Origin of the sequence: Kitasatospora sp. NPDC001309, from assembly GCF_042896295.1 — a bacterium.
Lineage (GTDB): Bacteria > Actinomycetota > Actinomycetes > Streptomycetales > Streptomycetaceae > Kitasatospora.
The window spans coordinates 78,353-102,200 of sequence record NZ_JBIAXC010000033.1 but is presented as its reverse complement, the minus strand read 5'-3'; the positions used below and the strand labels follow the sequence as shown (position 1 = coordinate 102,200).

Genomic DNA, 23,848 nt, shown 5'->3' with positions numbered 1-23,848 from the left:
ACGGTGCTTGGGAGGGAACGGATTCGTTCACTAACATTGGCGGTAGGCCTGGTGAACAGGGAGTCCCCGGAAGGTGTGCAGCGATGTCCGCTGAAGTCCGAACCGCCGAGGGCGGGACCGTGCACGCGGCCGGCACCCCGGTCCGTCGGCGCGGGGAGGCGCTGGAGAGCGCCATCTACGGGGCGGCCCTCCAGCAGCTCACCACCGACGGCTACGCCCGGCTGACCATGGAGGGCGTGGCCGCCGCGGCGCAGACCGGCAAGGCCGCCCTCTACCGGCGGTGGTCCTCCAAGGAGGAGCTGGTGATGGACGCCCTGCGGGCCGCCCTGCCGCCGGCCCGGCCGGCCCCGGACACCGGGAGCCTGCGCGGGGACCTCCTGGAGGTGGTGGCAGGGCTGCGCGCCGCGATGTTCAGCGACCTGGGCGCCGCCGTCCGCGCCATCATGAGCGAGATCGACCACCAGCGGGCCCGGGTCTTCCTGGAGCTGGTGCAGGAGCGGGTGGTCGACCCGACCACCGCGCTGATCGCCGAGGTGCTCGACCGGGGCACCGCCCGGGGCGAGGTCCGCCCCGGGGCGGTCAGCCCGCTGGTCACCGACGTGGTGCCGGCGCTGATGCTCTACCGGATCAAGCTGTGCGGCGGGGGCGCCGTGGAGCTGGACCCGGCGGAGATCGTCGACGAGGTGCTGCTGCCGATCGTCCGCCGGTGACCGCCGACGTGCCTCACGCCCCGCTGTGGCGCAGCATGTCCTCGCGCTCGACGACCTTGACGCGCTCGCGGTCCTCGGCCTGCCCGAGCTCCCGCTCGTGGGCGTCGAGCTGCTTCCAGCCGTCCCAGGTGGTGTAGCGGACACCGCGGGCGCGCAGGTGCTCCTCGATCGCCGCCGGGTCGGGCTCGGTGGCGCCGGGCAGCCGGCCGGTGGCGTGGTCCTCCAGCAGGCAGGCGACGGTCTCGTTGGCGTCGCCCTTGGTGTGGCCGATCAGGCCGACCGGGCCGCGCTTGATCCAGCCGGTGACGTAGACGGCGGTGACGTGCGAGCCGTCGCCGTCCAGGACGCGGCCGGCCTGGTGCGGGACGGTGCCGGAGACCGGGTCGAAGGGCAGCTTGGGCAGCTCGTCGGAGTAGTAGCCGACGGCGCGGTAGACCGACTGGACGTCCCAGTCGGTGTGCCGACCGGTGCCGCGCACGTTGCCGGTGCCGTCGAGCTCGGTGCGCTCGGTGCGCAGGCCGACGACCTTGCCGTCCTCGCCGAGGACCTCGACCGGGGACTCGAAGAAGTGCAGGTAGACCCGGTGGGGGCGGTCGCCGACGTCGCGGATCGCCCAGTTCTCGACGGTGGCGGCGACCAGGTCGACGTGCTTGACGGCGCGGCGCTCGGCGATCGAGCCCTCGTCGTACTCGATGTCCTCGGGGTTGACGATGACCTCGATGGTGGGCGAGTGGTCCAGCTCGCGCAGCTCCATCGGGCTGAACTTGGCCTGGGCCGGGCCGCGGCGGCCGAAGACGTGGACCTCGACGGCACGGTTGCCCTTGAGGCCCTCGTACACGTTCGGGGGGATCTCGGTGGGCAGCAGCTCGTCGGCGGTCTTGGCGAGGATCCGGGCGACGTCCAGGGCGACGTTGCCGACGCCGAGGACGGCGACCTTCTCGGCCTCCAGCGGCCAGGTGCGCGGCACGTCCGGGTGGCCGTCGTACCAGGAGACGAAGTCCGCGGCGCCGTAGGAGCCGTCCAGGTCGATGCCCGGGAGGTCGAGCGAGCGGTCCGCCATCGCGCCGGTGGAGAAGACCACGGCGTCGTAGTGGCGGTGCAGGTCGTCCAGGGTGAGGTCGGTCGGGTAGTCGACGTTGCCGAACAGGCGGACCTGGGGCTTGTCGAGGACCTGGTGCAGGGCGGTGACGATGCCCTTGATCCGCGGGTGGTCGGGGGCCACGCCGTAGCGGATCAGGCCGAACGGGGCCGGCATCCGTTCGAACAGGTCGATCGAGACGCCGGGCGCCTTCGCGGCGTCGGACTTGAGCAGGGCGTCGGCGGCGTAGATCCCGGCGGGGCCGGCTCCGACGATGGCGACTCGGATCGAGCGGGTCATGCGGGTGAATCCTCCGGGTGGACGGAGCGGGCCGAATGGTCTGGACCCTTGCAGCCAACCCGCTGGCCGCGCGGAGGTGTAGGCGGTGTCGATCTATGACCTCATAGAGCCAAGCTATGGCCGGCCCGGGAACTTTCCGGGCCGGCCGGACGTCAGCTGCCGTCGACCGGGGCGGCGGGTTCGGCGTCGCGTGCCTGCGTGGGGACGGCGGGTGCGGGGGCCGGTGGGGCCCCCTCGGCGAGCCGGTTCGCGGAGGCCTCGAAGAACCGCAGCATCTCCACCGGGAACGGCAGCACCAGCGTCGAGTTCTTCTCCGCCGCCACCTCGACCACCGTCTGCAGCATGCGCAGTTGGAGGGCCGCCGGCGTCGCGGACATCGTGGCCGCCGCCTCGGCGAGCTTGGCGGCGGCCTGGAACTCGCCGTCCGCGGTGATGATACGGGCCCGGCGCTCGCGGTCCGCCTCGGCCTGGCGGGCCATCGAGCGCTTCATCGAGTCGGGCAGGCTGACGTCCTTGATCTCCACCCGGTCGATGTGCACGCCCCAGCCCGACGCGGGGCTCTCCAGCATGACCTCCAGGTCGTGGTGGAGGTTCTCCCGGCCGGACAGCAGGTCGTCCAGCTCGCTCTTGCCGATGATCGAGCGCAGCGAGGTCTGGGCGACCTGCAGCATGGCGAAGTTGTAGTTCTGCACGTCCACGGTGGCCCTGATCGGCTCGATCACGCGGAAGTACAGCACCGCGTCCACGCTCACCGACACGTTGTCCTTGGTGATGCCCTCCTGGGTGGGCACCGGCATGGTGACCACCTGGACGTTCACCTTGCGCATCTTGTCGAGCACCGGGATCAGCAGCGTCAGGCCCGGCTCGCGGACCGTCCCGCGCACCCGGCCGAGCCGGAACACCACACCGCGCTCGTACTGCTGGACCACCCGCACGCCGGTCGTCAACAAGAAGAGGACGACCACGGCCACGATCACGAGTGCTGCCACGCCAGTTCCACCTGCTCCCCGTCGCGGTGCGGCCGGGCCGGGTCCGGTGTGGCCCTGTCGCCGGGCGCTCGCCGCGCGCAGCACAGTATGCGCCCGGCCGGACGGCACGGTAAGGGCTGTGCAGGGATCTTGACGGTGAGTTGACGATCTGCGGTGGCGCCGGGAGAGGTGGTGTCGGGGGCGGTGGTCCGTCCCCGTCCCCGTCCCCGTCCCCGTTCCCGCCCCCGGGGGCCCGGGGACGGGAACGGCGCGGGTGGCTCAGGCGCGGAAGGCGTCCGCGTGCTCGGCGGCGAACTCGGCGAAGGAGCGGGGCGGACGGCCGGTCAGCTTCTCGACGTCCGGGCTGACCGTCGAGGCCAGCCCGGCCGCGTACAGCCCGTACAGCTCGACCATGCCCTCGGCCCGCCACCGGTCCCAGCCCATGTTCAGCAGGCCGTCGAGGGCGACCTCCGGGGTGAGCGCGGCGTAGGCGACCGGGTGGCCCGCGGCGGCGGACAGCTGCTCGGCCACCTCGTCGTGGGTGAGCGCGGCCGGGCCGGTCAGGGTGTAGACCGCGCCCTCGTGGCCCTCGGTGGCCAGCACCTCGACGGCGGCCGCCGCGACGTCCCGGGCGTCCACGTACGCCACCGCGCCCTCGCCGCCCGGCACGGCCAGGTGGCCGGCCTTGACGGTCGGGGCCGTGCCGAGGAAGTTCTGGTGGAAGCCGTTCGGGCCGAGGACGGTCCACGGCAGGCCGGAGTCCTTGAGGTGGTCCAGGCCCGTGACGTGCGAGCCGACGAAGCGCACCCCCTCCGGCCGGTACTCGACGCCGGCGGCCGCGTGCAGCACGATCCGCGGCCGGCAGCCGGTGCGCACGGCGGCGTCGATCACGTTGCGCTCGTGCTGGGCCATCTCCGGATGCACGGCGACCAGCAGGTAGACGGTGTCGGCCCCGTCCAGGGCGGCGTCCAGCGAGGCCGGGTCGGTGAAGTCGGCGGCGACCCGCTCGACCCCCGCGTCCCACTCGGCCGGGCCCGCCGACCCGCCGCGCACCAGGGCCCGCACCGCCAGCCCGCGTTCGCGCAGTCCGACGACGACCTTCGAGCCGACCGTACCGGTGGCACCCGTCACGACGATCACGGATGTGTCTCCTTGCTTCCCCGTTGTCGCGAAGCGGACTTGAGTCCGCGTCAGGGGGATGATCGCAGGCGGCGGACGGGTGATCAAGGTCGGGGCCCCGCGGGCCCGCCCCGGGGTTCTCCGACACGCACGGGGCGCTGCCGTTCCTCGACTCGGGGTGGGCCGGACGCTTGGATGGATCCGGCCTGGTCACCGCCCGGACACCGGTCCGGGCACCCCCCTTGGCGAGCCGAGGAGCCACCACCGTGAACGACACTCCCGATCCCGACCGCACCCCCGATCCCGACCGCACCCCCGATGCCGATCCCACCGCCGATCCCGACCCCGCCGTCGTGGCCCGCCGGATCGCCGAACGCCTCGGTCAACTCGGCCTCACCGAGGACGCCCTGGCCCAGCGGGCCGCGATGGCCCCGCAGTACCTGCGCCACCTGCTCGAAGCCGGACCCGCCTTCGACCCCGGCGGCTTCGTCCGGATCGCCGCCGCCCTCGGCCTCAGTCGGGAGGAGCTCGTGGCCGGCCGCGCGGACGCCCCGCCCGGCCACGAAGGGCCCGGCCCCCGACCCCGCCTGCTCGACCTCACCGACGCCGAGTGCTGGGAGCTGGTCGGCACCCACGGGATCGGCCGGATCGGCCTGCCGGTGCGCCCGGGCCCGGCGGTCTACCCCGTCAACTACGTGGTGGACCAGGCCTCCTTCGCCTACCGCACCGGTGAACGCACCGCCACCGCGCCGGAGTCGGGGGCACAGGTGTCCTTCCAGGTTGACCGCATCGACGAGTACCTGGGGCGCGGCTGGAGCGTGCTCGCCCTCGGCACGGCGCGGTACGTCGACGACCCGGCCGAACTGCAGCGCCTCGACGGGCTGCCCGGCGCGGCCCCCTGGGCCGGCGGCGACCGGCCCCGCTGGGTCCGGATCCGCCCGGCCGAGATCAGCGGCCGACGGCTCGTCACCGGGTGAGCGGACGCCCCCGTGCGGCCGTCCGGCAACTTTCCTACCGGCGCGGCGTGTTGGGGGTCGGCCGGTGCTGGACAGCCATGGTGGGCGGCCGCCGGGCGCTGGGGCATACTCCTCGGATGGACGCGACCCCGAAGGACACCTGGACCAACACCACCCACGACTGGGCGGCCGCCGTGGACGCTGAGCACCTCGCCGGGATCCGCGCGGGGGCGGGCGGCCTGGCACCGGGCGGAGTGGCGCACCTGGTGCTGGAGGTACTCGCCTACCCGGGCGACGAGGCGGCCGCGCGCGGCACCGGCCGGTGCGTGGTCACCCTGCACGCCGACGGCGCGGTCTCGGTCCGCGACGACGGCCGGGGCACCGACACCCGGGTCGACGAGCACGGCGAGGCGGTCAAGAAGCCGGTCATGGCGACCAAGGACCTGCGCTTCTTCGACGACCCCGGCGCGGAGCTGCTCCCGGACGGGCACCCGCGCCGGGGCATGTCGGTGGTCGCGGCGCTCAGCACCCGGCTGCTCCACACCAACCGCCGGCTCAACGGCGCCTGGACGCAGCGCTACGAGCACGGCCTCCCCGTCACCGGCCTCGACCCGATCGAGCCCGACGGCACCACCGGCACCTGCGTGACCTTCCACCCGGACGCCGCGTTGGTCCCGCAGGGCCTCCCGGACGCGGAGCGGCTGGCCCGGTGGGCGGCGCACTGGCCGGCCCTGGAGGTCCGGGTCGAACACGGCCCGGCGGCGTCCCGTGCCAGCGGTCGGAGTGCCGAGGCCGCCTTGTAGCGATCCGTAGCTGGGGCTACGCTCACCGCCATGAAGCAGTTGAACGTCCGACTGGACGACGCCGTGCACGAGGCCCTGGAGCAGCGCGCGGAGGCCGCCGGGATGAGCCTGCCCGACTACGCGCGCAAGGTGCTGGCGGAGGAGGCGGACGAGCGGCGCGAGCGGTTCCTCACCGCCGCCGCCCACTTCGCCCAGGCCTGGGGGCCCGCGTTCGAGGAGGAGTTCGGGCCGTACCCGCGCAGCACCCGCGACGCCACGGCGGACGCCGCGTGATCCTGCGGATCGACCGGGTCTGGCTGCTCGACATCGCGCACCAGTTCCTGCCGAGCGACCCGGACGTCACCGACTACGGCACCCTGGCCGCCGCCGTGGCCCGGCACGCCGACGAGGTGATGGAGGTGCCGGTCTACGGCGCCGTGCACCAGCGGGCGGCCGCCCTGATGCACCAGCTGATCCGGGTCCCGGCGCTGGAGTCCGCCAACGAGCACTTCGCCGCCGTGGTGGCCGCCTCCTACCTGAGCGCCTCCGGCGTCATCGTCACGGCCGACTCCAAGCAGGCCGTCGAACTGGCCGCCCGGATCCGGGCCGGGAACGCCGACGTCCGGGAGACCGCGGCCAAGATCCGCACCTGGTACCACTGAGCCAGGGGAGTTCGGGGTGCCAGGGGAGCCCGGGGCCTTGGGACGGGCGTCGCCGGAATTCGACGGCGAACGACCGATTTGGGATCACGGTTCGGTGACCTTCCGCTCCTTGGCGCCCCCATGGTCCGGTCTTGGTGTTCGAGGGGCGATAGGTTTCCCCGGCGAACTTTCTTGATCACCACGGGGGATCCACCATTTCCACTCAGTCTGCCGAGCTGCCCGACGCCACCGGGCCCGCCGAAGCCACCGCGCCTGCTGCGCCTGCCGTTCCCGCTGCGCCCACGGAGACCGCCTCCGCCGTCCCGATTGAGGGGGCGGCGCCCGGTTACGGCGAGGGGCAGCTCACCTGCGCCGTCTGCGGCTCCGTCCCGGCCGTGAACGCCACGATCCGCGGGCACCAGGGCTTCATCGTCGTCCTGCGCTACCTCAAGCGCCGGGGCCCGTACTGCCGCGACTGCGGCATCGCCACGCACCGGGAGATGACCTCCGACAGCCTGTGGCAGGGCTGGTGGGGCATCCCGTCGATGATCATCAACCCGATCGTCATGCTGCTCAACATCCCGCAGCGCTCGAAGATCAACAAGCTCGCCGAGCCGCTGCCCGGCGGCCCCAGCACGCCGATGGACCCGGGCAAGCCGGTCTACCTGCGGCCCACGATCGTCGGGGTGCTCATCCCCGCCGTCCTGGCCACGCTGCTCTTCGTGCTCCTGAAGGACGACCCGGAGTTCGCCAAGGCCGGCGACTGCGTCCACAACAGCAACGTGATCGCCATCCCCGGTCTGGACGACAAGAACCCGGACCTCAAGGTGGTTCCCTGCTCCGACCCGCAGGCCGACGCCCGGGTCGTGGGCCGGGCGGACGACTCCAACGACGGTGAGACGGAGTGCCGGAAGTACCCCGACGCCGACAGCTACTTCACCTACAAGCACGGCAGCGACAAGTACCTGCTGTGCCTCAAGAGCCTCAAGCCGAGGCCGCAGTTCACCTTCGCGCCGTAGGCCCCGCTACGGGCCGTCACCAGTGGGAGAAGTGCCGGCGGTACTCGCCGGGGGTGACGCGCAGGGTGCGCCGGAAGCTGCGGTGCAGGGTCTCGACGGTGCCGAAGCCGCAGGAGTGGGCGACGGCGTCGAGGGTCGCGGCGGTGCTCTCCAGCAGTCGTCTGGCAGCCTCGATCCGGACGCTCTCCACGTACGCGGCGGGCGTGCGGCCGGTCTCCGCGCGGAAGACCCGGGTGAAGTTCCGCTCGCTCATCGCGGCCCGGGCGGCCAGGGCGGGGACGCCCAGGTCGCCGTCGGGGTGGTCGGAGATCCAGTCGAGGACCTCCCGCAGCGGGGCCCGCTCCGGCCGCTGGGCCGCCAGCTGGGCACTGAACTGCGCCTGCCCGCCCGGGCGTTGGACGAACATCACCAGCTGACGGGCGATCGCGCGGGACACCTCCGGGCCGTGGTCGGCCTCCGTCATGGCGAGCGCGAGGTCCATGCTCGCGGTGATCCCGGCCGAGGTCCACAGCTCGCCGTCGCGCACGAAGATCGGATCCGGGTCCACGGTGGCCAGCGGGTACTGGTCGGCCAGATCGGTGCAGCGCGACCAGTGGGTGACCGCGCGCCGCCCGTCCAGCAGCCCGGCGGCGCCGAGCAGGAACGCCCCGGTGCAGACCGAGGCGGTCCGGCGCGCGTGGCGGGCGGTGCGGGCGAACCAGTCGACGAAGCGGCGGTCCTCGCAGGCCTGCTGCACGCCCGCCCCGCCGACCGCCACGAGGGTGTCCACAGGGGCGTGGGCACCGCCGTGCGCGCGGTGCTCGGCGCGTCGGTCGAACTCGTCGATCGTCAGGGTCGGGGAGACGGCGAGTCCGCCGCTGGAGGGCAACGGGCCGGGCGTCGCGGCCACCGTCTCGATGACGACGCCGCCGGTCAGGCGCCCGGCGTGGGTGAAGACCTCGTGGGGGCCGGTCAGGTCGAGGATCTGGAACTCGGGGAAGACCGCGAAGACGATGCGTGGACTGCTCACCCCTCCAGCCTGGCCGTACGGCCCGATGGCAGCAAGGACACGAAGGTGACGATTTCCGCCACGCGGGGGGTGCGACGTGCGGGCGAGCCCTCCGCGTGGCGGCCCTGCCGCACACCGGACCGTCCCTCAGCGGGCCAGGTCCAGCGCGCGGTTCAGGTTGTACTCGGCGATGGCCGCCATCGCCGCCCGGTCGGGGAAGTCCCCGTCGAGCAGCCGGAGCGGGCCCGCGGTCAGCGAGAGCCGCTGCGCCAGCAGGTAGAGGGCGAGCCTGTGTTCGTCCAGCCCGGCCGGTTCCAGTGGCCGGTAGTCCTCGTGCAGCCGGATCCGCAGGAAGACGTGCTCCCACTCGACGTCGAAGTACATCGTGCCCTCGATGTCGATCACCACGGGCTGTCCGGCCGGGTCGACCAGGACATGGTCGGGCCCCAACTCACCGTGCACCACAGCATGTTCAGCGCGTGGCCGGACGGCCTCGGCCAGCGCCGACAGCCGCGCCGCCAGCTGGTCACGGGCCTGCGCCGCGCGGGGATCGCGCGCGGCCGCCTCGGCGAGGTCCCGCCGGGCGCGGGTGAGGACGACCTCCTCGCAGGACCTCCCGTGCGAGCGGCCGCCCTCGTCGACCACCGCCACCTTGCCGTAGCCGGGCGCGCGGTGGCCGCGCATCGCCTCCAGCGCCTCGCCGAGCCGGGCCAGCACCGGCGCCGCGGCCCGCCGGTCGCGAGCGAGCAGGGCTTCCAGGCTCTCGCCCCGGACGTCCTCGACCACGGCCAGGTCGGCCGGACCGTGCGCGCCCTCACGGTCGACCAGTCGGATCGCGGGGACGCGGACGCCGAGCCCGGTCAGGCGGGCGTGCGCGGCCTCGAAAAGGTCGAGGCCGAGCCCGGGGGAGAACGGGTCGGCGAGGTCGTCGTCGCCCTCGGCCGCCGGCCAGTAGTTCTCGCTGCGGTCCCAGCGGTAGGCGACGGCCGTGGTGGCGTCGTCCATTAGCAGGCGGTAGACGCCCTTCTTGCTGCCGCCCGCCAGCCGCCGCACGGCGGCGAGCCGTCGCCCACCGCCCAGGGCGGCCTGCCCCGCGCTCGCCAACTGCGCCCGTACCGCTTCCGTTTCGATCGCCATGTCAGCGGGGCCGTCGGTGGAGGACGTCGGCGAGGGCGGTGGTCACCAGCTGGTGGACGGTCTCCGTGGTGGGTGGGCCGGGGTCCCGGTCCGCGAAGAGGAGGTGGCCGCCGCCGACGAGGGAGAGGGTGAGCGAGTCGATGTCGGCGTCGGCCGCGATGCGGCCCGCCGCGCGTTCCTCCGTCAGGTAGGCGGAGACCGCCGCGGCGACCTGGGAGAGGATCGCGATGCCGCCGCCCGGCATGGCCTGCCGCAGGCGTGCGCGCAGCTCGTCCCGGAAGGTGATGAGCGGGATGATCGCCACCGGGACCGGGCCGAACAGGGTGGTCAGCGCGGTGGTGAGGTTGTCGGCCACGGTGCCGGTGCCGACGGAGTCGCGCAGGGCCCGGGCGTGGGCTTCGAGCTGCGCGGCCCGGTCGATCACCAGTTCGGTGAGGAAGGCGTCGAAGTCGGCGAAGTGCCGGTGCAGCACACCCTTGGCGCAGGCCGCCTCGTCGGTGACGGCCCGGCTGGTGAGCCCGTTCGGGCCGTCCCGCAGCAGGATGCGTTCGGCGGCGTCGAACAGCCGCTGGCGCGCGTCGCGCAGGTGTACCCCGGTCGGCACGTGCGGACCCCTCCGGTGCCAGAAGTCTGGCGGTCGCTTGGCATGTGGGCGCATGCCCACTTTACCGCACGGACAGCAAGGGCGCCCGGAACAGGCGCAGTTGGCGGCGTCGGTGCAACCCCACCGGGCTCGGCAGGTGGCCGAGTCCTTCGGAGCGGAGGCGCAGCGCTACGACCGGGCCCGCCCTCCGTACCCCGACGAACTGGTGGCGCGCATCGTCGCGGGGAGCCCCGGGCCCGATGCGCCCGACGTGCCCGATGTGCCCGACGTGGTCGATGTGCTCGACGTCGGCTGCGGCACCGGCATCGCGGCCCGTCAGTTGCAGGCCGCCGGCCGAGGTGGCCGAGCCGTTCGCCGCGGCCTTCCGGCGGGTGGTACCCGACTCCCCGTTCGGCGACCGGCCGGCCCGGCGTCCGCTGGAGCTGTACCGCGCGGGGTACGCGAGGACCGCCGACGACATCCGCGCGACCGGGCGGTTCGCCGAACCGGAGCAGTGGAGCTTCGCCTGGGAGCGGTCCTACACACGCGACCAGTGGTTGGACCTGCTCCCCACCACCGGCGGCCTCACCGGGCTCCGACCCGCCCCGCTGGCCGAGGTCCTGGACGCGGTCGGCGCGGCCGTCGACGCCCTGGGCGGCCGCTTCACCATGCCCTACACCACCCTGGCGACCAGCGCCGCCCTCCGTGCCGAAGCGCCCTGATCCGCCCGGGGCGTGGAATGGTCGACGGGGTCGGTGAGTTGACTCCAAGTCAGCATGAGCGCGCCCGGAGTCGGAGCCGACCGAGGTTCACGTCGCCTGAGGTCAGGGGTGATCGGTCCGCCGGACCCAGTAGCGCCAGCCGGCCTCGATCTGGCTGGACGGCCAGACGGACGCGTCCTTCTCCAGACTCTCCCGGTGGCCGGTCCAGTGACGCGGGCCGCCCGCCGCGCGAGCGGTGAGCTGGAGGCCGCAGGCCCGTTCCAGCAGTACGGCGTACATCACCGCGTGGGCGACGTCCCGGCCGACGGTGAGCAGGCCGTGCTGCGGCATCAGACAGGCCCGGGCTTCACCGAGGTCGGCGGCCAGGGCCCGGCCCAGCTCCGCGGTGCGGACCAGGTCGGCGGTCGCGCCGAAACGCGGCAGGCCGTGCTCGGCGAAGGGCACCCCGTCGTGGCTCAGTGGCCGCAAGGGCTCGCCCAGCGAGGAGAAGGCGTTGACGGTGCCCGAGTGGGTGTGCAGCGAGACGTGCACGTCCGGGCGGGCCTTCAGCACCTCGGTGTGGATCGGGTACTCCAGGTGCACCCGACCGCCGCCGTCGAGCCGCTCGCCGCCCGCGAGTCGCTCGCCGTCCCAGGAGACCAGCAGCACCCGGTCCCGGTCGATCTCCTCCAGGCCCCAGCCCGAGGCCTTCATCCACACCCCGCGCCCGTCCGGATCGCGGACCGCCAGGTGCCCCCAGACCATGTCCCCGTGCCCCGCCTCGGCGAGCACCCGGCTGCCGAGCGCGGCCAGGGCGGCCGCCTCCTCGCCGGTTCGGGGGGTGACGGTGTCCATGGCGGCTCCCGGGGAGTGTGGTGGGGCGGAGAACGTCGGGGTGGGTGTCAGCCGCAGGGCCGGTCGTAGGGGGTGCCGGGGAAGTACTGCTTCCACTGGGCCTCGGTGATGGTGGCGCCCGCGACGTCGCAGAGGTGGCGGGTGAGGCGGTCGATGTCGGGGTCGAGGATGGTGACCCGGCTCGGGTCGTTGTCCCCGGCGGCTTGGCTGATCAGGAGGCTCCTGCCGTCGGGGCTGAACCCGAGGGCGGGGACGTAGTGCTTGGGGGCCTGCACGGCGATCTCGGTCGGGGCGTGCGGGTCGGCGACCTCCCAGAGGTGGATCTGCCCGCCGTTGAGGAGGGTGTCCCGTTCGGCCAGGGCCCTGCTGATGAGCAGCCGGTTGTCCGGGCTGAACTCGAGGTTGAACTGCTTCTGGGCGACGAGGGAGCCGGCCCGCTGCGGGTGGTGGACGTCGCTGACGTCCCACAGGTCGACGGTGCTGTCGTTCGACACCGCGAGGGTGCGCCCGTCGTGGCTGAACGCGAAGTCGGTGACGGGCGCTTCCGGGAGGGCGCCGTGCTCGGGGTGCCGGGGGTCGGCGAGGTCCCAGAGCTGGATGGTCTTGGGGTTGGAGCCGGGGATCTTGGCCAGGGCGATCGCGAGCCGGTTCTGGGCCTCGTCCGCCTGGGCCACGTTGGTGTCGAGGTCGATCGGCGGGGCGGCCGTCGGATGCGCGGGGTCGCCGAGGTCCCAGACGCTGATCCGGTGGCTGTTCATCCGGTCCAGGGAGACCAGCTTGCGGTTGACGAGGTGGAGCTGGCCGGGCGGCTGGGGGGAGGGGAAGGTGGAGAGCTCCTTCGGGGCGCTCGCGTCGGAGGCGTCCCACACGTGGATCCGGCCGTCGCGGCCGTTGGCCACGACCAGTCCGTTCCGGGCGTCCAGGTCCGTCATGAAGTCGGAGAGCACACCGGTGTGGTCCAGGGGTTCGGAGAGCGCGTTGAGCGTGCCGCCCCGGCGGGGGTGGTCCGGGTCGGAGACGTCCCACAGGAGGGGGGCCGCGACGTCGCTGTAGGTGAGCAGGGTGTGGTCGTCGACGGCGCGGACCGTCCCCCCGTTCAGACCCGTCAGCGTCCCGGCCTGCCGGGTGTCGTAGGGGCCGTCGGTCCGCCACAGGCGGTACTGCCGGGCGCCGTCGGTACTGCGCCCGGGCGGTGGGTCGAAGGCCCAGGCGAGGGTTCGGCCGTCCTGGGTGAAGTTCCCGTAGGCGCCGGTGTCGGACAGCACGGTGGCCGGTGCCGGGTGCCAGCGCCGGAGGGTCGTGCCGGCGCTGAGCAGGGACGAGCCGCGGTCGTCGAGCGCGACCGCGTACACGGTCTCCGAGGTGGGGTAGTCGACGACGCCGACCGGGGAGTGCGGGTCGCGGAGGTCCACCGTCTCGGCGTGGCCGGTGAAGTACTCGTCCGAACGGGAGGAGCCGAACGCCAGGGTCCGGCCGTCCGGGGCGAAGACCAGGGCCGCCACGGTCTGCTGGGAGTCGATCGCCACCGGGGCCGAGGTGTCGTAGGAGGCCTGGTTGACGGGGGCGGGCTTGGCCGGGTCGGTGGTGTCCCACAGGCCCACGCCCCGGCCGTTCCTGCCGAGGGCCAACAACGGTGCCCGGGGGCTGAACGCCAGGCCGAGTCCGTGGCTGTCGGCGATGCTGCCGGTGAGCGCGGGTTTTGACGGGTCGGCGACGTTCCACAGCTGGACGGTGGTCGAGTCCTCGGACTCGCCGTGCAGGAGCGCGAGCAGCCGGCCGTCCGAGCTGAACGCGCCGGACTGCGGCGTACCGGTGGCGGTGGGCAGGGCAGCGGACCGGACGGGGTGCCGCGGGTCGGTGAGGTCCCAGAGCGAGGAACCGGTCTGGCCGAGCACGGCCAGCCGGTGCCCGTCCGGGCTGAGGGCGAGCGCGCCGGAGCTGTCGGGCAGGAGGGCGAGGGCCTCCGGACGGGTGGGGTCGGTCACGTTCCACAGGCGCACCGACGTGTCCGTGTCCTCGGCCGCGAGCAGCCGGCCGTCCGGGCTCAGCGCGAGGCCCGGGTGGTTGGTGTTGGTCGGCGTGGTCGAGAGGGACTTCGTCTCGCGGGGGTCCGAGAGGTCCCAGAGCCGGACGCTCCGGTCGCTGCCCGTACTGGCCAGCAGGTGCCGTTCGGCACTGTGGGCGAGGTTCCGTACGGTGCCGGTGGGTTCGGCGACCGGCGTGGAGTACGGTGCCAGCGCCGAGTCGAACAGGCTGCCGCGCGCCTCCGGGGTGTCCGCGATGTGCCGTGCGGACAGGGCGAGTTGGAGTGCCAAGGTCGGATCGGTGGTCCGGATCCGGCCGGCCGCCTGGGCCCCCACCTTGGAGGCGAGGAGGTCCCGCTGCTCATGGGCGATCCGGTTCTGCCAGGCCGCCGTGCCGACCCCGGCGACCGCCACCGTCAACAGCACGGCCAGCACGCCGGACAGGGCGCGCAGCCGGGTGGCGCGGCGTCGTTCGGCGCGGCGTTCGGCGGCCTGCCGGGCCTGCCCGGCGGCGACGAACTCCCGCGCCACGGGGGTGGTCCCGTGCCGCTGGGCCGACTCCTCGACCCACTGCACGGCGGCGCCCAACCGGACGCCCCGGTACAGGGCTCCTTCGTCGCGCCCGTCCCGCTCCCAGGCGTCCGCCGCGTCGTGCAGCCGCTGGCGCAGCTGCAGGCCGGCCCGGTCGTGCTCGATCCAGTCCCGCAGCTGCTGCCAGGCGCGCAGCACCGCCTCGTGGGCGAGTTCGGCGTGGCCGTCGTCGGCGACGACCAGCCGGGCCCCGACGAGCGCGCGGAGGGCGGCCTGTGCGGCCGGGTCCGCGTCGAGGCCGAGCTCGGCGAGCGGGACCCGGCGGCGGGTGTCCTCGGCGCCGTCGACCACGTGCACCATGCGCAGCAGGAGCTGCCGGGCGGCCCGGCGACCGTCGGTGTCCAGGGCGTCGTAGGTGGCCTGCGCGGTCTGGGCGACCGCGCCCCAGATGCCGCCCGAGGCCTGGTAGCCCGCCATGGTGAGCACCCGGCCCGCGCGCTTCTGCCAGGTGGCCAGCAGCGCGTACGACAGCAGGGGCAGCGCGGCCCCGGGCCCGCGCGGGCGGTCGCCGCCGGTGCGCAGGTCGCGCAGCAGCAGGTCGACCAGGCCGGGTTCCAGGCTCAGTCCGGCGAGCAGCGCGGGCTTCTCGACGGCGTCGCGCAGTTCGCCGGTCCGCATCGGGCCGACCAGCACCTGGCCGTCCTGCAGCGCCTCCGCCAGTGCCGGGTACGCCGCGCAGTGGCCGTAGAAGTCGGCGCGCAGCCCCAGTAGCACCACCGCCCGGGGGAAGGCGTCCGGCTCCGGGCCCCGGGCGCAGGCGGCGGACAGGGCCGCGACGAAGACTTCCCGCTCGTGCTCGTCGGTGCAGGCGGTGAACAGCTCCTCGAACTGGTCCACCACCAGGACGGGCCGGGTCCCGTCGGCGGGCAGCCGGGCGAGGACCGACTCCGGCGCGGCCATCAGCTCGGCGCGGATCGCCTCGGGATCGCGGTGGCGGGGCCCGTCCGGTTCACCCGGTTCACCCGGATCGGCCAGTTCGGCCAGTTCGGCCAGTTCGGCCAGGGCGTGGGCGAGCCGTGTCACCGGCCGCTCGCCCGGGGTCAGCACCACGCGCGCCCAGCGCCAGGCCTGGAGCGCCCCGGGCAGCCCGTGGTCGAGCGCGGGCAGCAGCCCGGCGCGCAGCAGCGAGGACTTCCCGGCGCCGGACGGGCCGACCACCATCAGCGGTCCGCCCCCGGCGAGCCGCGTGGCGACGCGGGAGACCAGCCGCTCGGTCAGCTCCTCGCGGCCGAAGAAGTACGGGGCGTCCTCCGCGCCGTACGCGGCCAGGCCCCGGTACGGGCAGGCGCCGGGGTGGGGCTCGGGCGGGTGGGGACCGACCGGCGGGTCGTAGGCCGGGTTGGGCGCCAGGACCAGCTCGCCGGCCCGCCCCTCGGCCTGGCGGCGCGGCGCCGGGAAGCCCCGGTCGCGGAGCGTGCGGGACAGGGCCCGGTGGACGTCGTCCAGGGTCAGCTGCGGCGGGCCGACCGGGTCGCCCTCGCACAGCAGGCGCAGCAGCTCGCCGCTGAACGCGGTGTACGCCGCGCCGAGCGGGGCGAGGGCGAGCTCCTCCGGAGCGGCGGAGGCCAGGACGAAGCCGCCGCCGGGGTGGGCGGCCTCGAAGGCACGGCCCGCCCGGCCGACGGGCGCGGCTCGGCCGGAGAAGCAGCAGTCCAGGACCAGCACGACCGAGCGGGCCCGGGAGCAGGCCAGCGTGCGGCGCAGGGTGGCGTAGCGCAGCCCCTTGTAGGCGAGGCCGCGGGTGAGGTGCTCGGTGACGCGGGTCGCCAGGTACAGCTCGTTGTCGTCGTCGACCAGGCCGTGGCCGACGTAGTACACGAGCAGCACGGAGTCCGCCGACTCCGCGGCGGCGGTGAGCGCCTCGCCGAGCACGACGGGGTCCTCCGGGTCGAGCACGGTCCGGACGTGCTCGGGGGCGAGGCCGCAGTGCTCGACCAGCGCCCGCGCGACGGCGTGCACGGTGGCGGCCGCGGCCGGGACGTCGGGCAGGACGGAACCGGGGACGTGGGTGCCGGTCCCGATGACCAGGGCCCGGGCACCGGGGAGGCCCAGGGGCAGTCCGCCGCCGCTCACCGCCTTGTCGGGCATCTCCGGGTTACTCGTTGCCGGGCCGCGCGTTGCCCGGGTGCGCGCCGTCGGGCTGCGCGCCGCCTTCGGCGGGCAGGGCGGCCGGTCCGGGGCGCTCGGCCAGCGACGCGCCCACCTCGCGGACGAGGGCGGCGACGCCGTCCGCGTCGAGGCCGTGCACCGCCGTCGCCCGCAGTTCGACCGAGCTGCCGTCCGCGCGGGTCACCTGGACCACCGTCTCGCCGGCCCGGCGCCGGATCCACGCGATCAGCGCGCTGGTCAGGCCGGACACCGCCCCGCCGGCACCGACGGCGACGGTGAGCACGTCGGCGAGGGTGCCCAAGGAGCCGGGCTGCGGCGGCGCGGCCTCCAGCTCGACCCGGCCGCGCAACTCGTCCTCCGCCCGCAGCCAGGCGAGCAGGGAGGTGGTGGCGCCTCGATCGGCGTCGGTGACAAGGATTCGGAGCGATTCGTCCACGGTCTCCCCAGGAGCCAACGGTGCACGCTGTGTTGGCCCAGCGTCACAACAATGAGTGGCCCCGGTCAAACCCCGTGGTCGGGGGCCCATCCGGCTCGTTCGTGAGCCCCTGTTGCGCCGAACGGGTGAAGGTCGGGCGGTGGAGGGGAGGGGGTCCGGCGGGGTCCGCGGCGGCGCTGTGGCGGCGGCGTGGCGGCGGCGTGTCGGGTGGCGGATCCCCGGACGGGACGCGAGGGTGACTGGCGGGGGACCTCACGAGGAAGAGGAAAGAGCGAGCATGCCCGAAGTCACTACCCCGTACGTGACCGGCACCCCGTGCTGGGTCGACCTGATGGCGAAGGACCAGCAGGCCGCGCTGGACTTCTACCGCGACCTCTTCGGCTGGCAGGGGCAGCCCGGCCCGGCCGAGTTCGGCGGCTACGCCGTCTGCGAGCTCAACGGAAAGGCGGCGGCCGGCATCGGCCCGGCGATGTCCCCCGAGGGCATGCCCGAGCCGCCCACCGTGTGGACCAGCTACCTGGCCACCACCGACGCCCAGGCCACCCAGGACGCCATCGTCGGGGCGGGCGGCACCCTGCTGGCCCCGGTGATGGACGTCGGCCCGCTGGGCCGGATGCTGATCGCCGCCGACCCGCAGGGCGCGGTGTTCGGCGTCTGGCAGCCGGGCGAGTTCTCCGGCGCCCAGGTGGTCAACGAGCCCGGCGCGCTGACCTGGAACGAGCTTCACACCAGTGACGTCCCCGGCGCCACCGCCTTCTACGGCGAGGCCTTCGGCATCGAGATCGAGCCGGCGGAGGGCGCGGACTCCTACTGGGAACTGCGGGTCGGCGGCCGCCCCGTCGGCGGGGTCTCGCTGCTCGCCAACGACCCGCCCGGCACCCCGGCGCACTGGCTGAGCTACTTCGCGGTGGACGACGTGGACTCCTGTGCCGACGTCGTGGTCAAGCGCGGCGGCACCGTCCTCGCCCCGCCCTTCGACATGGTGGCCGGCCGGATGACGGTGGTCGCCGACCCGCAGGGCGCACCATTCGCGATGATCAAGCTCGCCCCGATGTAGTCACCCCGGCCCGGTGCGCCGCCCGTCGGCCCCGTCCATCCGTCCGCCCCGCCCGCCCGGCCTGAACGGGCGGGCGGGGCGCGTCACGGTCCGGGAGCAGGGGAAGGGGCAAGAAGGACGGGAAGGACCGGGGGACGACCGGAATCACCAGGAGAGAACGGAGCGCCGCCGTGGCCGGACGCCACCGCCGCCCGCCGGAGCCGGAGTTCCCGGCCGACGCCGACCACCGCCTCCGGGCCATCGCCGACCAGCGGCCGCTGGTGGAGGAGGGCGTCGTGCTGCTCCCCGGCTCGGACCACCCGTACCTGTACCGCACCGTGTACCAGCCGGACGGCACGGTGCAGCACTCGCTGCTCAGGATCGACCCGGGGCCGTCGGAGCCGCTGGAGTCGCCGGAGCCGCCGGAGCCGCCGGGCGAGTGAGCGTCCTCCGGGGCCGCTCAGGCGGTGGCGGGGCCGAACCAGCGGGTCAGCGCCGCGTCCAGCGTCGGCTGGTCCGCGCCGAGCCAGGCCACGTAGCCGTCCGGGCGGAGCAGGACTGCGGGGGCGTCGAAGTCCTCGGCGGGATCGGTGACGTGGTCGACGCGGTCGGCCCAGCCGGTCGCGTCGAGGGCGCCCCCGGTGGCGTCGAGGAGCAGGGCCCGTCCGCCGTGCATCCGCTCGTACAGGCGGCCGCTCTTCAACCGGACGTCCCGCAGCCGCCGCCCGAGCAGCTCGGGACCCGCACCGAAGTCGTAGCGGACACCGACACCGAAGACCATCTCGGTCATGGAGCGGTTCACCTCCTCGAAGTCCATCAGCGTGGAGAGCAGTTCCCGCAGCGCGACCGCACCGGGCTCGGAGCCCAGCAGTGTCATCTGGGCGCGGGTGTTGGCCAGCACCCGGGCGCCCACCGGGTGGCGCTCGGCGTGGTAGCTGTCCAGGAGCCCTTCGGGGGCCCGGCCGTGGACGGCCGCGGCGAGCTTCCAGCCGAGGTTGTAGGCGTCCTGGATGCCGAGGTTGAGGCCCTGCCCGCCGGTGGGCGGGTGGATGTGCGCCGCGTCGCCGGCCAGGAAGGCCCGGCCGACCCGGTAGTGCTCCGCCTGCCGGGTCGCGTCGCCGAAGCGGGAGACCCAGCGGGGCGAGTGCGCCCCGAAATCGGTGCCCGCGACGGCGCGCAGCTGCTGCCGGAACTCCCCCAGGGTCGGGCCGTCGGTGCGGTCCTCGGCGACGCCCGGGGCGGGCACGATCACCCGGTACAGCCCCTCGCCCCGGGGGACGGCGCCGAACCGCAGCTCGGTCCGGCGGACCCGGGCGACCACCTCCTCGATGGTCGCGGGGTCCTCGGCCAGCGACAGCTCGGCGAGCAGGGTGTCGACCCGGGACGGCTCGCCGGGGAAGGCGACGCCCAGCCGGCGGCGCACCGTGCTGCGGCCGCCGTCGCAGCCGACCAGGTAGCGCGAGCGCAGCCGGGTGCCGTCCGCCAGCTCGACCGTGACCCCGTCCTCGTCCTGGTCGAGCCCGGCCACCTCCTGGCCGCGCCGGACCTCCGCGCCGAGCTCGGCGGCGTACGCGCCGAGCAGCCGCTCGGTGACCGGCTGCTCGACGGACAGGCCGTAGTCGTGGGCGGTGTCCATGGTCTCCGGCCACGGCTTGTGGATGTGGCCGAAGAAGCCGCCGATCCGGAACTTCCGGCCCTCCACGAGGAACCGGTCCAGCAGCCCACGCTGGTCCATCATCTCCACGCTGCGCACGTGCAGGCCCCGGCCCCGGGACTCCGGGGTCGGCTCGGCCAGCCGCTCCAGGACGACCACCCGGACGCCCTGCAGCCGCAGTTCGATCGCCAGCATCAGGCCGGTCGGCCCGCCGCCGACCACGATCACGTCGATCATCGGAACATTCCCCCAGTGAGTGTCGAACGAGGCCGACAGTTCGGGACACCGGCCAACGTACGGTGCGAACCGCGCGAATCGCCAGGTTCCGGCCTCGGTCGACGATTGTGCGCCCCGAGGGGGGCCTTGCCGCAAGGCCCCCCTGGCGCGGTACCTTGATAGTGGCGGGGAGGCTCTGACCTCCCCGCCTTCGCTGTTTACGGGGGCCGAACAGACGCCGCCGGGTGGCCGGGGAGCGCGCCCGGGGCGGGCTCAGTCGCCGAGGGCGCGGCGCAGAACGGCGCCGAGGCGGTCGCGATCGACTGAGCGGGACAGTGGCGCGGAGCCACAGCACGGAGCCCCGGCCCGCAGGCGGAAATTCTCGGAATCGGGGACCCCGGGTCCGCCCGGAACGGTGCCGTGTGCGCCGTCGTCGGCGGTGCGACGGCACTCCGGTGGCGGTTCGCGATACCTGGGTCCAACGCCTGCCGACGGGTGCTCAGGCGGCTGGATGCGGCTCTGGTCCACCCGCTCTGACCTGGTGTTCTGCTGGAAATCTCGTAGGCTGGGGGAGTTCTGACGGACACTTTCGGAGGGGACATCGTGAGCACGGAGACCAATGCCTACGTGGGCGCGCGGATCCAGGTGTACGAATGGCCGGAGGCCGTCCGGAAGCGGCCGGGGATGTTCGTCGGATCGACGGGTGAACGGGGCCTGCGGCAGCTGGTGTTCGCAGTCTCCGACCGGGCGGTGAACGACGTCCTCGACGGCCGGGCGAGCCGCGTGGACGTCACCCTCCTGCCCGGGGGTGCGGTGCGGATCGCCGACGACGGGCCGGGTGTCCGCGTCGACGACGCCGGGGGCGCGGACGGGCCCGGTCTGGAGAGCGTGCTGACCCGGCTGGGAGTCGGTGGCCACTACGATGTGGTGCTGGGCAACCCTGATCTGGGGCCTGCCGTCACCAACGCCCTGGCGAGCCGACTCACGGCCGAGGTGCGGCGCGACGGGGTCCGCTGGGTCCAGGAGTACGCGTGCGGGATCGCGCTCGCTCCGCTGGCCCAGGCCGGGCCGGTGGTCGGGAGCGGCACCACCGTCACCTTCCGGCCCGATGCCGAGATCTTCGGGGCGACGGAGTTCTCCTACGAGGCTCTGGCGGAACGCTTCCGCGAACTCGCCTTCCTCAACCGGGGCCTGGACATCTCGCTGACCGACGAGCGGTACCCCGGCGAGCCCCGCGCGGAGCGGTTCCGGTTCCCGGGCGGGGCACGGGACTTCGTCACCTTCCTGGACTCCCTCGACGGGCGGGGTGACGAGCCGATTCGTCCGGAGGTCGTCGGCTTCACGCAGGAGGAGCCGGGGATGGCCGGGAGGATGGAGGTGGCCTGGCGGTGGCACCGCGCACCGGAGCAGCGGGTCCGGAGCTTCGCCAACTGCCGCCCCACGCCTGGCGGCGGCACCCATCAGCTGGGCTTCCTGGACGGGGTGGTGGCGGCGGTCACCGCCTACGCGCGCGCGAGCGGCGGCTGCTGACCATGCCTTGCGCCGACCTCGGCGCCGACCGGGTTGTCGAGGGCCTGATGGCGGTCGTGTCGGTGACCTTGGAGCGGCCGGAGTTCGAGGGATCCCTCCGTGACCGGCTGGGCAACACGGCCGTGCGGGCCTGCGTGGCACGGGCCGTGGAGGAGCGGCTCGGGCGGTGGCTGGCGGAGCACCCGGCGGAGGCCGCGGCCGTCGTCGAGCGGATCGTCCGGCCGGTCCGCGGGGACTGACGGGCGAGCGGGGCGCGGGGGTCAGGTGGTCGGTAGGAGGTAGCGGAGCTTGTTCCCCTCCGTGGCGGTCAGGCGTCCGCCGTTGGCCTCGATCACGCGGCGGGAGGCCGTGTTGGTCTTGTCGCAGGTCAGCAGCGCGCCGGTGATGCCGAGTTCGGCGGCCACCGGCAGTGCCGCGGCGAGCATCGCGGTCGCGTGGCCCCGTCGGCGGGCGCCGGGGCGGACGTCGTAGCCGATGTGGCCGCCGATGCGCTCCAGGTTCGGGGTGAGGCGGTGGCGGATGGCCAGGCGCCCCAGCAGCTGGTCACCCTCGGCCCACCACAGGGTGGTCATCGGCACCCCCGCGTCCCTGCGCATCCCCGCCTCGGTCCGCTCGGCGAGCACGCGTGCGACGTACGCGGCGAAGGCGTCCGGACCGGGGTCGGTCAGCGCGGCCGGGTCGACATCCTTGACGAACCAGGGGACGGCCTGGCCGGGTTCGGCGTGGAACTCGGCCACCACGGCCAGGAACGAGGCCTGCAGCCGTACGGTCGGAGTGATCAGTTCGGGCATCGCGCCATGATGCCCGACCGGTCGGGCCGCCGTCACGGCCCGCGCCGCGACCTCCGTCGACGTCGGGGAGGGCGAGGCGGGCGGTGAGGAGGGAGGTGCGTTGGGCCTCGGTGCACCCGGATTCCTCGGCCGAGGCAATGGTCGGGCGACGGGTGCCCGGGTACGGCGCTCACCAGTGGGTGGCCGGCTCGATTCTCGTGATCATGGCTCAGATGCTGGCACCGGCGCCTCGTTCGGGCAAGTGCTTTTCCGGCGGCGCCCGTTCGGAGTCCGTTCGGGGCCGATCGGCACCGCGGAACGCCGCTGTTAGCCTGATCGGCATGATCATGAGGAGATCAGAGAAACGGACCGATGACCGTGCGACCTCGGGGCCGCAACGGGCCCTGATCGCGGCCAGTTTCGTCAGCAGGGTGGGCAACGGCCTGTTCAACACCGCGGCCATGCTCTACTTCACGCTCGTGGTGCACCTGCCCGCCGTCCAGGTCGGTGCGGGGCTGACGATCGCGGGCCTGTGCGGGCTGGCCGCGGGCATACCGGCGGGCAACCTGGCCGACCGTCACGGTGCCCGCACCGTCTGGCTGGTGAGCGTGGCACTGCAGGCCGTGACCATGGCGGCCTTCGTCCTGATCGACGGCTGGGCGGCGTTCACGCTCGTCGCCACACTGGACCGGCTGGCCGCCACGGCGAGTAGCGCGGCGGGCGGTGCGCTCGTCGCGCGGGCGGGCGGTGAGCGCCCGGCCGCTTTCCGGGCCAGGCTGCGCACCTACGTCAACCTCGGCGTGGTCGCGGGGACCCTGGGCGCGGCCGTCGCCATCCAGATCGACACCCGTGCCGCCTACACCGCGCTGATCCTCGCCAACGCCGCCAGCTTCGCGGGCGCCGGGCTGATCGGCCTCCTGGGCGTCCCGGACTACCCGCCGCTGCCGCGGCCCGCGGAGCACCGCCGGTGGTCCGTCCTGGCGGACCGGCCGTACGTGTCCTTCGTCGCGCTCTACAGCGCCATGGGCTTCCAGTACCAGACCGTCTCCCTGCTGCTGCCGATCTGGCTGAGCGCCCACACCGACGCGCCGCGCTGGACGGTGGCGGCGGTCTACGCCGTCAACAGCGGTGTCTGCGCGCTGCTCCAGAGCCGGCTCGGGTCCAGGGTGGAGACCCCGCGGCAGGGAGGTCGGGCCTTCCGGCTCGCCGGGCTGCTGTTCCTGGTCAGCTGTCCGCTGATGGCGCTGACCGCCGACGTCCCGGTGTGGGTCGCCCCGGTGCTCGCCGTGCTCGCGGTGGGCATCCACAGCGTCGGCGAGGTGTGGGAGTCCTCGGGCGGCTACGCGCTGGCCTTCGGCCTGGCGCCCGACCATGCCCAGGGGCAGTACCAGGGCCTGTTCGGGATCGGCTTCAACGCGGGCCAGGCGCTCGCCCCGGCGGCCCTGACCGGCGCGGTCCTGGCGCTCGGACAGCCGGGCTGGCTGCTCCTCGGCGTGTTCTTCGCCGCCCTGGGCGCGGCCGGACCACCGGTGGCCGCCTGGGCCGAGCGGAGCCGCCCCTGGGCGCCCGAGGCGCCCGAGGCGGCCCGTCCGCAGACCGGGTCCGCGCCGGTGGAGGCCGACCGTTAGCGTGGGGAGCCGGTCCG

The 23,848-nt window shown here is 74.2% G+C and carries 22 protein-coding genes and 1 pseudogene; 12 read left to right on the top strand and 11 right to left on the bottom strand.

From position 1 onward, the window contains the following. Positions 1-83: 83 nt before the first annotated feature. Positions 84-710, top strand: a complete 627-nt coding sequence (locus ACFY2K_RS29060) for a TetR-like C-terminal domain-containing protein (protein WP_380399971.1) — start codon at positions 84-86, stop codon at positions 708-710. Between the two features lie 13 nt (positions 711-723). Here ACFY2K_RS29060 and ACFY2K_RS29055 read toward each other — a convergent pair whose 3' ends face one another. The 3 genes from ACFY2K_RS29055 to ACFY2K_RS29045 all read right to left on the bottom strand — a co-directional run bounded on the left by ACFY2K_RS29055 (position 724) and on the right by ACFY2K_RS29045 (position 4,196). Continuing rightward, positions 724-2,088 carry an FAD-dependent oxidoreductase gene (locus ACFY2K_RS29055; RefSeq protein WP_360231420.1) on the bottom strand — a complete coding sequence of 455 codons (1,365 nt, stop codon included), beginning with the start codon at positions 2,086-2,088 and terminating at the stop codon, positions 724-726. Positions 2,089-2,240: 152 nt separating this feature from the next. Then, positions 2,241-3,077 carry a slipin family protein gene (locus ACFY2K_RS29050; protein ID WP_380522248.1) on the bottom strand — a complete coding sequence of 279 codons (837 nt, stop codon included), beginning with the start codon at positions 3,075-3,077 and terminating at the stop codon, positions 2,241-2,243. A 258-nt stretch (positions 3,078-3,335) separates the two neighbouring features. Then, positions 3,336-4,196 carry an NAD(P)H-binding protein gene (locus ACFY2K_RS29045; RefSeq protein WP_387715348.1) on the bottom strand — a complete coding sequence of 287 codons (861 nt, stop codon included), beginning with the start codon at positions 4,194-4,196 and terminating at the stop codon, positions 3,336-3,338. Positions 4,197-4,441: 245 nt separating this feature from the next. On the opposite strand from ACFY2K_RS29045, the gene ACFY2K_RS29040 reads away from it, so the two are divergent. The 5 genes from ACFY2K_RS29040 to ACFY2K_RS29020 all read left to right on the top strand — a co-directional run bounded on the left by ACFY2K_RS29040 (position 4,442) and on the right by ACFY2K_RS29020 (position 7,573). Next, on the top strand, positions 4,442-5,152 hold the full coding sequence (locus ACFY2K_RS29040) for a helix-turn-helix domain-containing protein (RefSeq protein ID WP_380522244.1): 711 nt from the start codon (positions 4,442-4,444) through the stop codon (positions 5,150-5,152). Positions 5,153-5,268: 116 nt separating this feature from the next. Then, entirely contained in the window at positions 5,269-5,934 is a 666-nt protein-coding gene (locus ACFY2K_RS29035; protein ID WP_380522242.1) for an ATP-binding protein, read from the top strand. A 30-nt stretch (positions 5,935-5,964) separates the two neighbouring features. Further along, entirely contained in the window at positions 5,965-6,207 is a 243-nt protein-coding gene (locus ACFY2K_RS29030) for a plasmid mobilization protein (protein ID WP_350508867.1), read from the top strand. After that, positions 6,204-6,575: a fic family toxin-antitoxin system, toxin component gene (locus ACFY2K_RS29025; protein WP_380399960.1), complete on the top strand. Its 372-nt coding sequence runs from the start codon at positions 6,204-6,206 to the stop codon at positions 6,573-6,575. The genes ACFY2K_RS29030 and ACFY2K_RS29025 overlap by 4 nt, the downstream gene beginning before the upstream one ends. 374 nt (positions 6,576-6,949) lie before the next feature. After that, positions 6,950-7,573 carry a hypothetical protein gene (locus ACFY2K_RS29020; RefSeq protein WP_380588913.1) on the top strand — a complete coding sequence of 208 codons (624 nt, stop codon included), beginning with the start codon at positions 6,950-6,952 and terminating at the stop codon, positions 7,571-7,573. A 16-nt stretch (positions 7,574-7,589) separates the two neighbouring features. Here ACFY2K_RS29020 and ACFY2K_RS29015 read toward each other — a convergent pair whose 3' ends face one another. The 3 genes from ACFY2K_RS29015 to ACFY2K_RS29005 form a co-directional block, all read right to left on the bottom strand. Continuing rightward, the gene (locus tag ACFY2K_RS29015) at positions 7,590-8,582 is read right to left on the bottom strand and encodes a GlxA family transcriptional regulator (protein WP_380588910.1); all 993 of its coding nucleotides are present in this window, start codon (positions 8,580-8,582) and stop codon (positions 7,590-7,592) included. Between the two features lie 126 nt (positions 8,583-8,708). Then, on the bottom strand, positions 8,709-9,698 hold the full coding sequence (locus ACFY2K_RS29010) for a phosphotransferase family protein (RefSeq protein WP_387715342.1): 990 nt from the start codon (positions 9,696-9,698) through the stop codon (positions 8,709-8,711). Between the two features lies 1 nt (position 9,699). Next, positions 9,700-10,302, bottom strand: a complete 603-nt coding sequence (locus tag ACFY2K_RS29005) for a TetR family transcriptional regulator (protein WP_387715339.1) — start codon at positions 10,300-10,302, stop codon at positions 9,700-9,702. 52 nt (positions 10,303-10,354) lie between these two features. On the opposite strand from ACFY2K_RS29005, the pseudogene ACFY2K_RS29000 reads away from it, so the two are divergent. Further along, positions 10,355-11,003: pseudogene (locus ACFY2K_RS29000) on the top strand (SAM-dependent methyltransferase). A 102-nt stretch (positions 11,004-11,105) separates the two neighbouring features. Here ACFY2K_RS29000 and ACFY2K_RS28995 read toward each other — a convergent pair. From ACFY2K_RS28995 to ACFY2K_RS28985, 3 genes are read right to left on the bottom strand one after another with little or no spacing between them, the layout of a single operon-like run. Further along, positions 11,106-11,837, bottom strand: a complete 732-nt coding sequence (locus tag ACFY2K_RS28995; RefSeq protein ID WP_387715336.1) for a class II aldolase/adducin family protein — start codon at positions 11,835-11,837, stop codon at positions 11,106-11,108. A gap of 47 nt (positions 11,838-11,884) precedes the next feature. Beyond that, positions 11,885-16,540, bottom strand: coding sequence for an AAA family ATPase (locus ACFY2K_RS28990; protein ID WP_387715334.1), 4,656 nt, complete (start codon positions 16,538-16,540; stop codon positions 11,885-11,887). A gap of 7 nt (positions 16,541-16,547) precedes the next feature. Further along, on the bottom strand, positions 16,548-16,997 hold the full coding sequence (locus ACFY2K_RS28985; RefSeq protein WP_380640268.1) for a hypothetical protein: 450 nt from the start codon (positions 16,995-16,997) through the stop codon (positions 16,548-16,550). 277 nt (positions 16,998-17,274) lie between these two features. Between ACFY2K_RS28985 and ACFY2K_RS28980 the strand changes: the two genes are divergently transcribed. After that, positions 17,275-18,054 (top strand): VOC family protein, encoded by a 780-nt coding sequence (locus ACFY2K_RS28980; protein WP_380522224.1) that lies wholly within the window; start codon positions 17,275-17,277, stop codon positions 18,052-18,054. A gap of 170 nt (positions 18,055-18,224) precedes the next feature. Then, positions 18,225-18,476 carry a hypothetical protein gene (locus ACFY2K_RS28975; RefSeq protein ID WP_387715329.1) on the top strand — a complete coding sequence of 84 codons (252 nt, stop codon included), beginning with the start codon at positions 18,225-18,227 and terminating at the stop codon, positions 18,474-18,476. Between the two features lie 17 nt (positions 18,477-18,493). Here ACFY2K_RS28975 and ACFY2K_RS28970 read toward each other — a convergent pair whose 3' ends face one another. Next, entirely contained in the window at positions 18,494-19,924 is a 1,431-nt protein-coding gene (locus tag ACFY2K_RS28970) for an FAD-dependent monooxygenase (protein ID WP_387715326.1), read from the bottom strand. Between the two features lie 582 nt (positions 19,925-20,506). Here ACFY2K_RS28970 and ACFY2K_RS28965 point away from each other — a divergent pair. Next, entirely contained in the window at positions 20,507-21,433 is a 927-nt protein-coding gene (locus tag ACFY2K_RS28965; protein ID WP_380522218.1) for a DNA gyrase subunit B, read from the top strand. Between the two features lie 2 nt (positions 21,434-21,435). Beyond that, positions 21,436-21,672 carry a hypothetical protein gene (locus ACFY2K_RS28960; RefSeq protein WP_387715323.1) on the top strand — a complete coding sequence of 79 codons (237 nt, stop codon included), beginning with the start codon at positions 21,436-21,438 and terminating at the stop codon, positions 21,670-21,672. 21 nt (positions 21,673-21,693) lie between these two features. Here the strand turns inward: ACFY2K_RS28960 and ACFY2K_RS28955 are convergent, their stop codons facing one another. After that, a complete protein-coding gene (locus ACFY2K_RS28955; protein WP_380522213.1) occupies positions 21,694-22,224 on the bottom strand; it encodes a GNAT family N-acetyltransferase in 531 nt (176 codons plus the stop codon). A gap of 320 nt (positions 22,225-22,544) precedes the next feature. Here ACFY2K_RS28955 and ACFY2K_RS28950 point away from each other — a divergent pair, with 320 nt between their 5' ends. After that, positions 22,545-23,831, top strand: a complete 1,287-nt coding sequence (locus ACFY2K_RS28950) for an MFS transporter (protein ID WP_387715320.1) — start codon at positions 22,545-22,547, stop codon at positions 23,829-23,831. The last annotated feature ends 17 nt before the right edge of the window (positions 23,832-23,848 follow it).

Bases quoted from the DNA above. Each gene is read 5' to 3' on its own strand.
- ACFY2K_RS29060 (WP_380399971.1), top strand. From the start codon at position 84: ATGTCCGCTGAAGTCCGAACCGCCGAGGGCGGGACCGTGCACGCGGCC.
- ACFY2K_RS29055 (WP_360231420.1), bottom strand. From the start codon at position 2,088: ATGACCCGCTCGATCCGAGTCGCCATCGTCGGAGCCGGCCCCGCCGGG.
- ACFY2K_RS29035 (WP_380522242.1), top strand. From the start codon at position 5,269: ATGGACGCGACCCCGAAGGACACCTGGACCAACACCACCCACGACTGG.
- ACFY2K_RS29030 (WP_350508867.1), top strand. From the start codon at position 5,965: ATGAAGCAGTTGAACGTCCGACTGGACGACGCCGTGCACGAGGCCCTG.
- ACFY2K_RS29010 (WP_387715342.1), bottom strand. From the start codon at position 9,698: ATGGCGATCGAAACGGAAGCGGTACGGGCGCAGTTGGCGAGCGCGGGG.
- ACFY2K_RS28995 (WP_387715336.1), bottom strand. From the start codon at position 11,837: ATGGACACCGTCACCCCCCGAACCGGCGAGGAGGCGGCCGCCCTGGCC.
- ACFY2K_RS28990 (WP_387715334.1), bottom strand. From the start codon at position 16,540: ATGCCCGACAAGGCGGTGAGCGGCGGCGGACTGCCCCTGGGCCTCCCC.
- ACFY2K_RS28980 (WP_380522224.1), top strand. From the start codon at position 17,275: ATGCCCGAAGTCACTACCCCGTACGTGACCGGCACCCCGTGCTGGGTC.
- ACFY2K_RS28970 (WP_387715326.1), bottom strand. From the start codon at position 19,924: ATGATCGACGTGATCGTGGTCGGCGGCGGGCCGACCGGCCTGATGCTG.
- ACFY2K_RS28960 (WP_387715323.1), top strand. From the start codon at position 21,436: ATGCCTTGCGCCGACCTCGGCGCCGACCGGGTTGTCGAGGGCCTGATG.
- ACFY2K_RS28955 (WP_380522213.1), bottom strand. From the start codon at position 22,224: ATGCCCGAACTGATCACTCCGACCGTACGGCTGCAGGCCTCGTTCCTG.
- ACFY2K_RS28950 (WP_387715320.1), top strand. From the start codon at position 22,545: ATGATCATGAGGAGATCAGAGAAACGGACCGATGACCGTGCGACCTCG.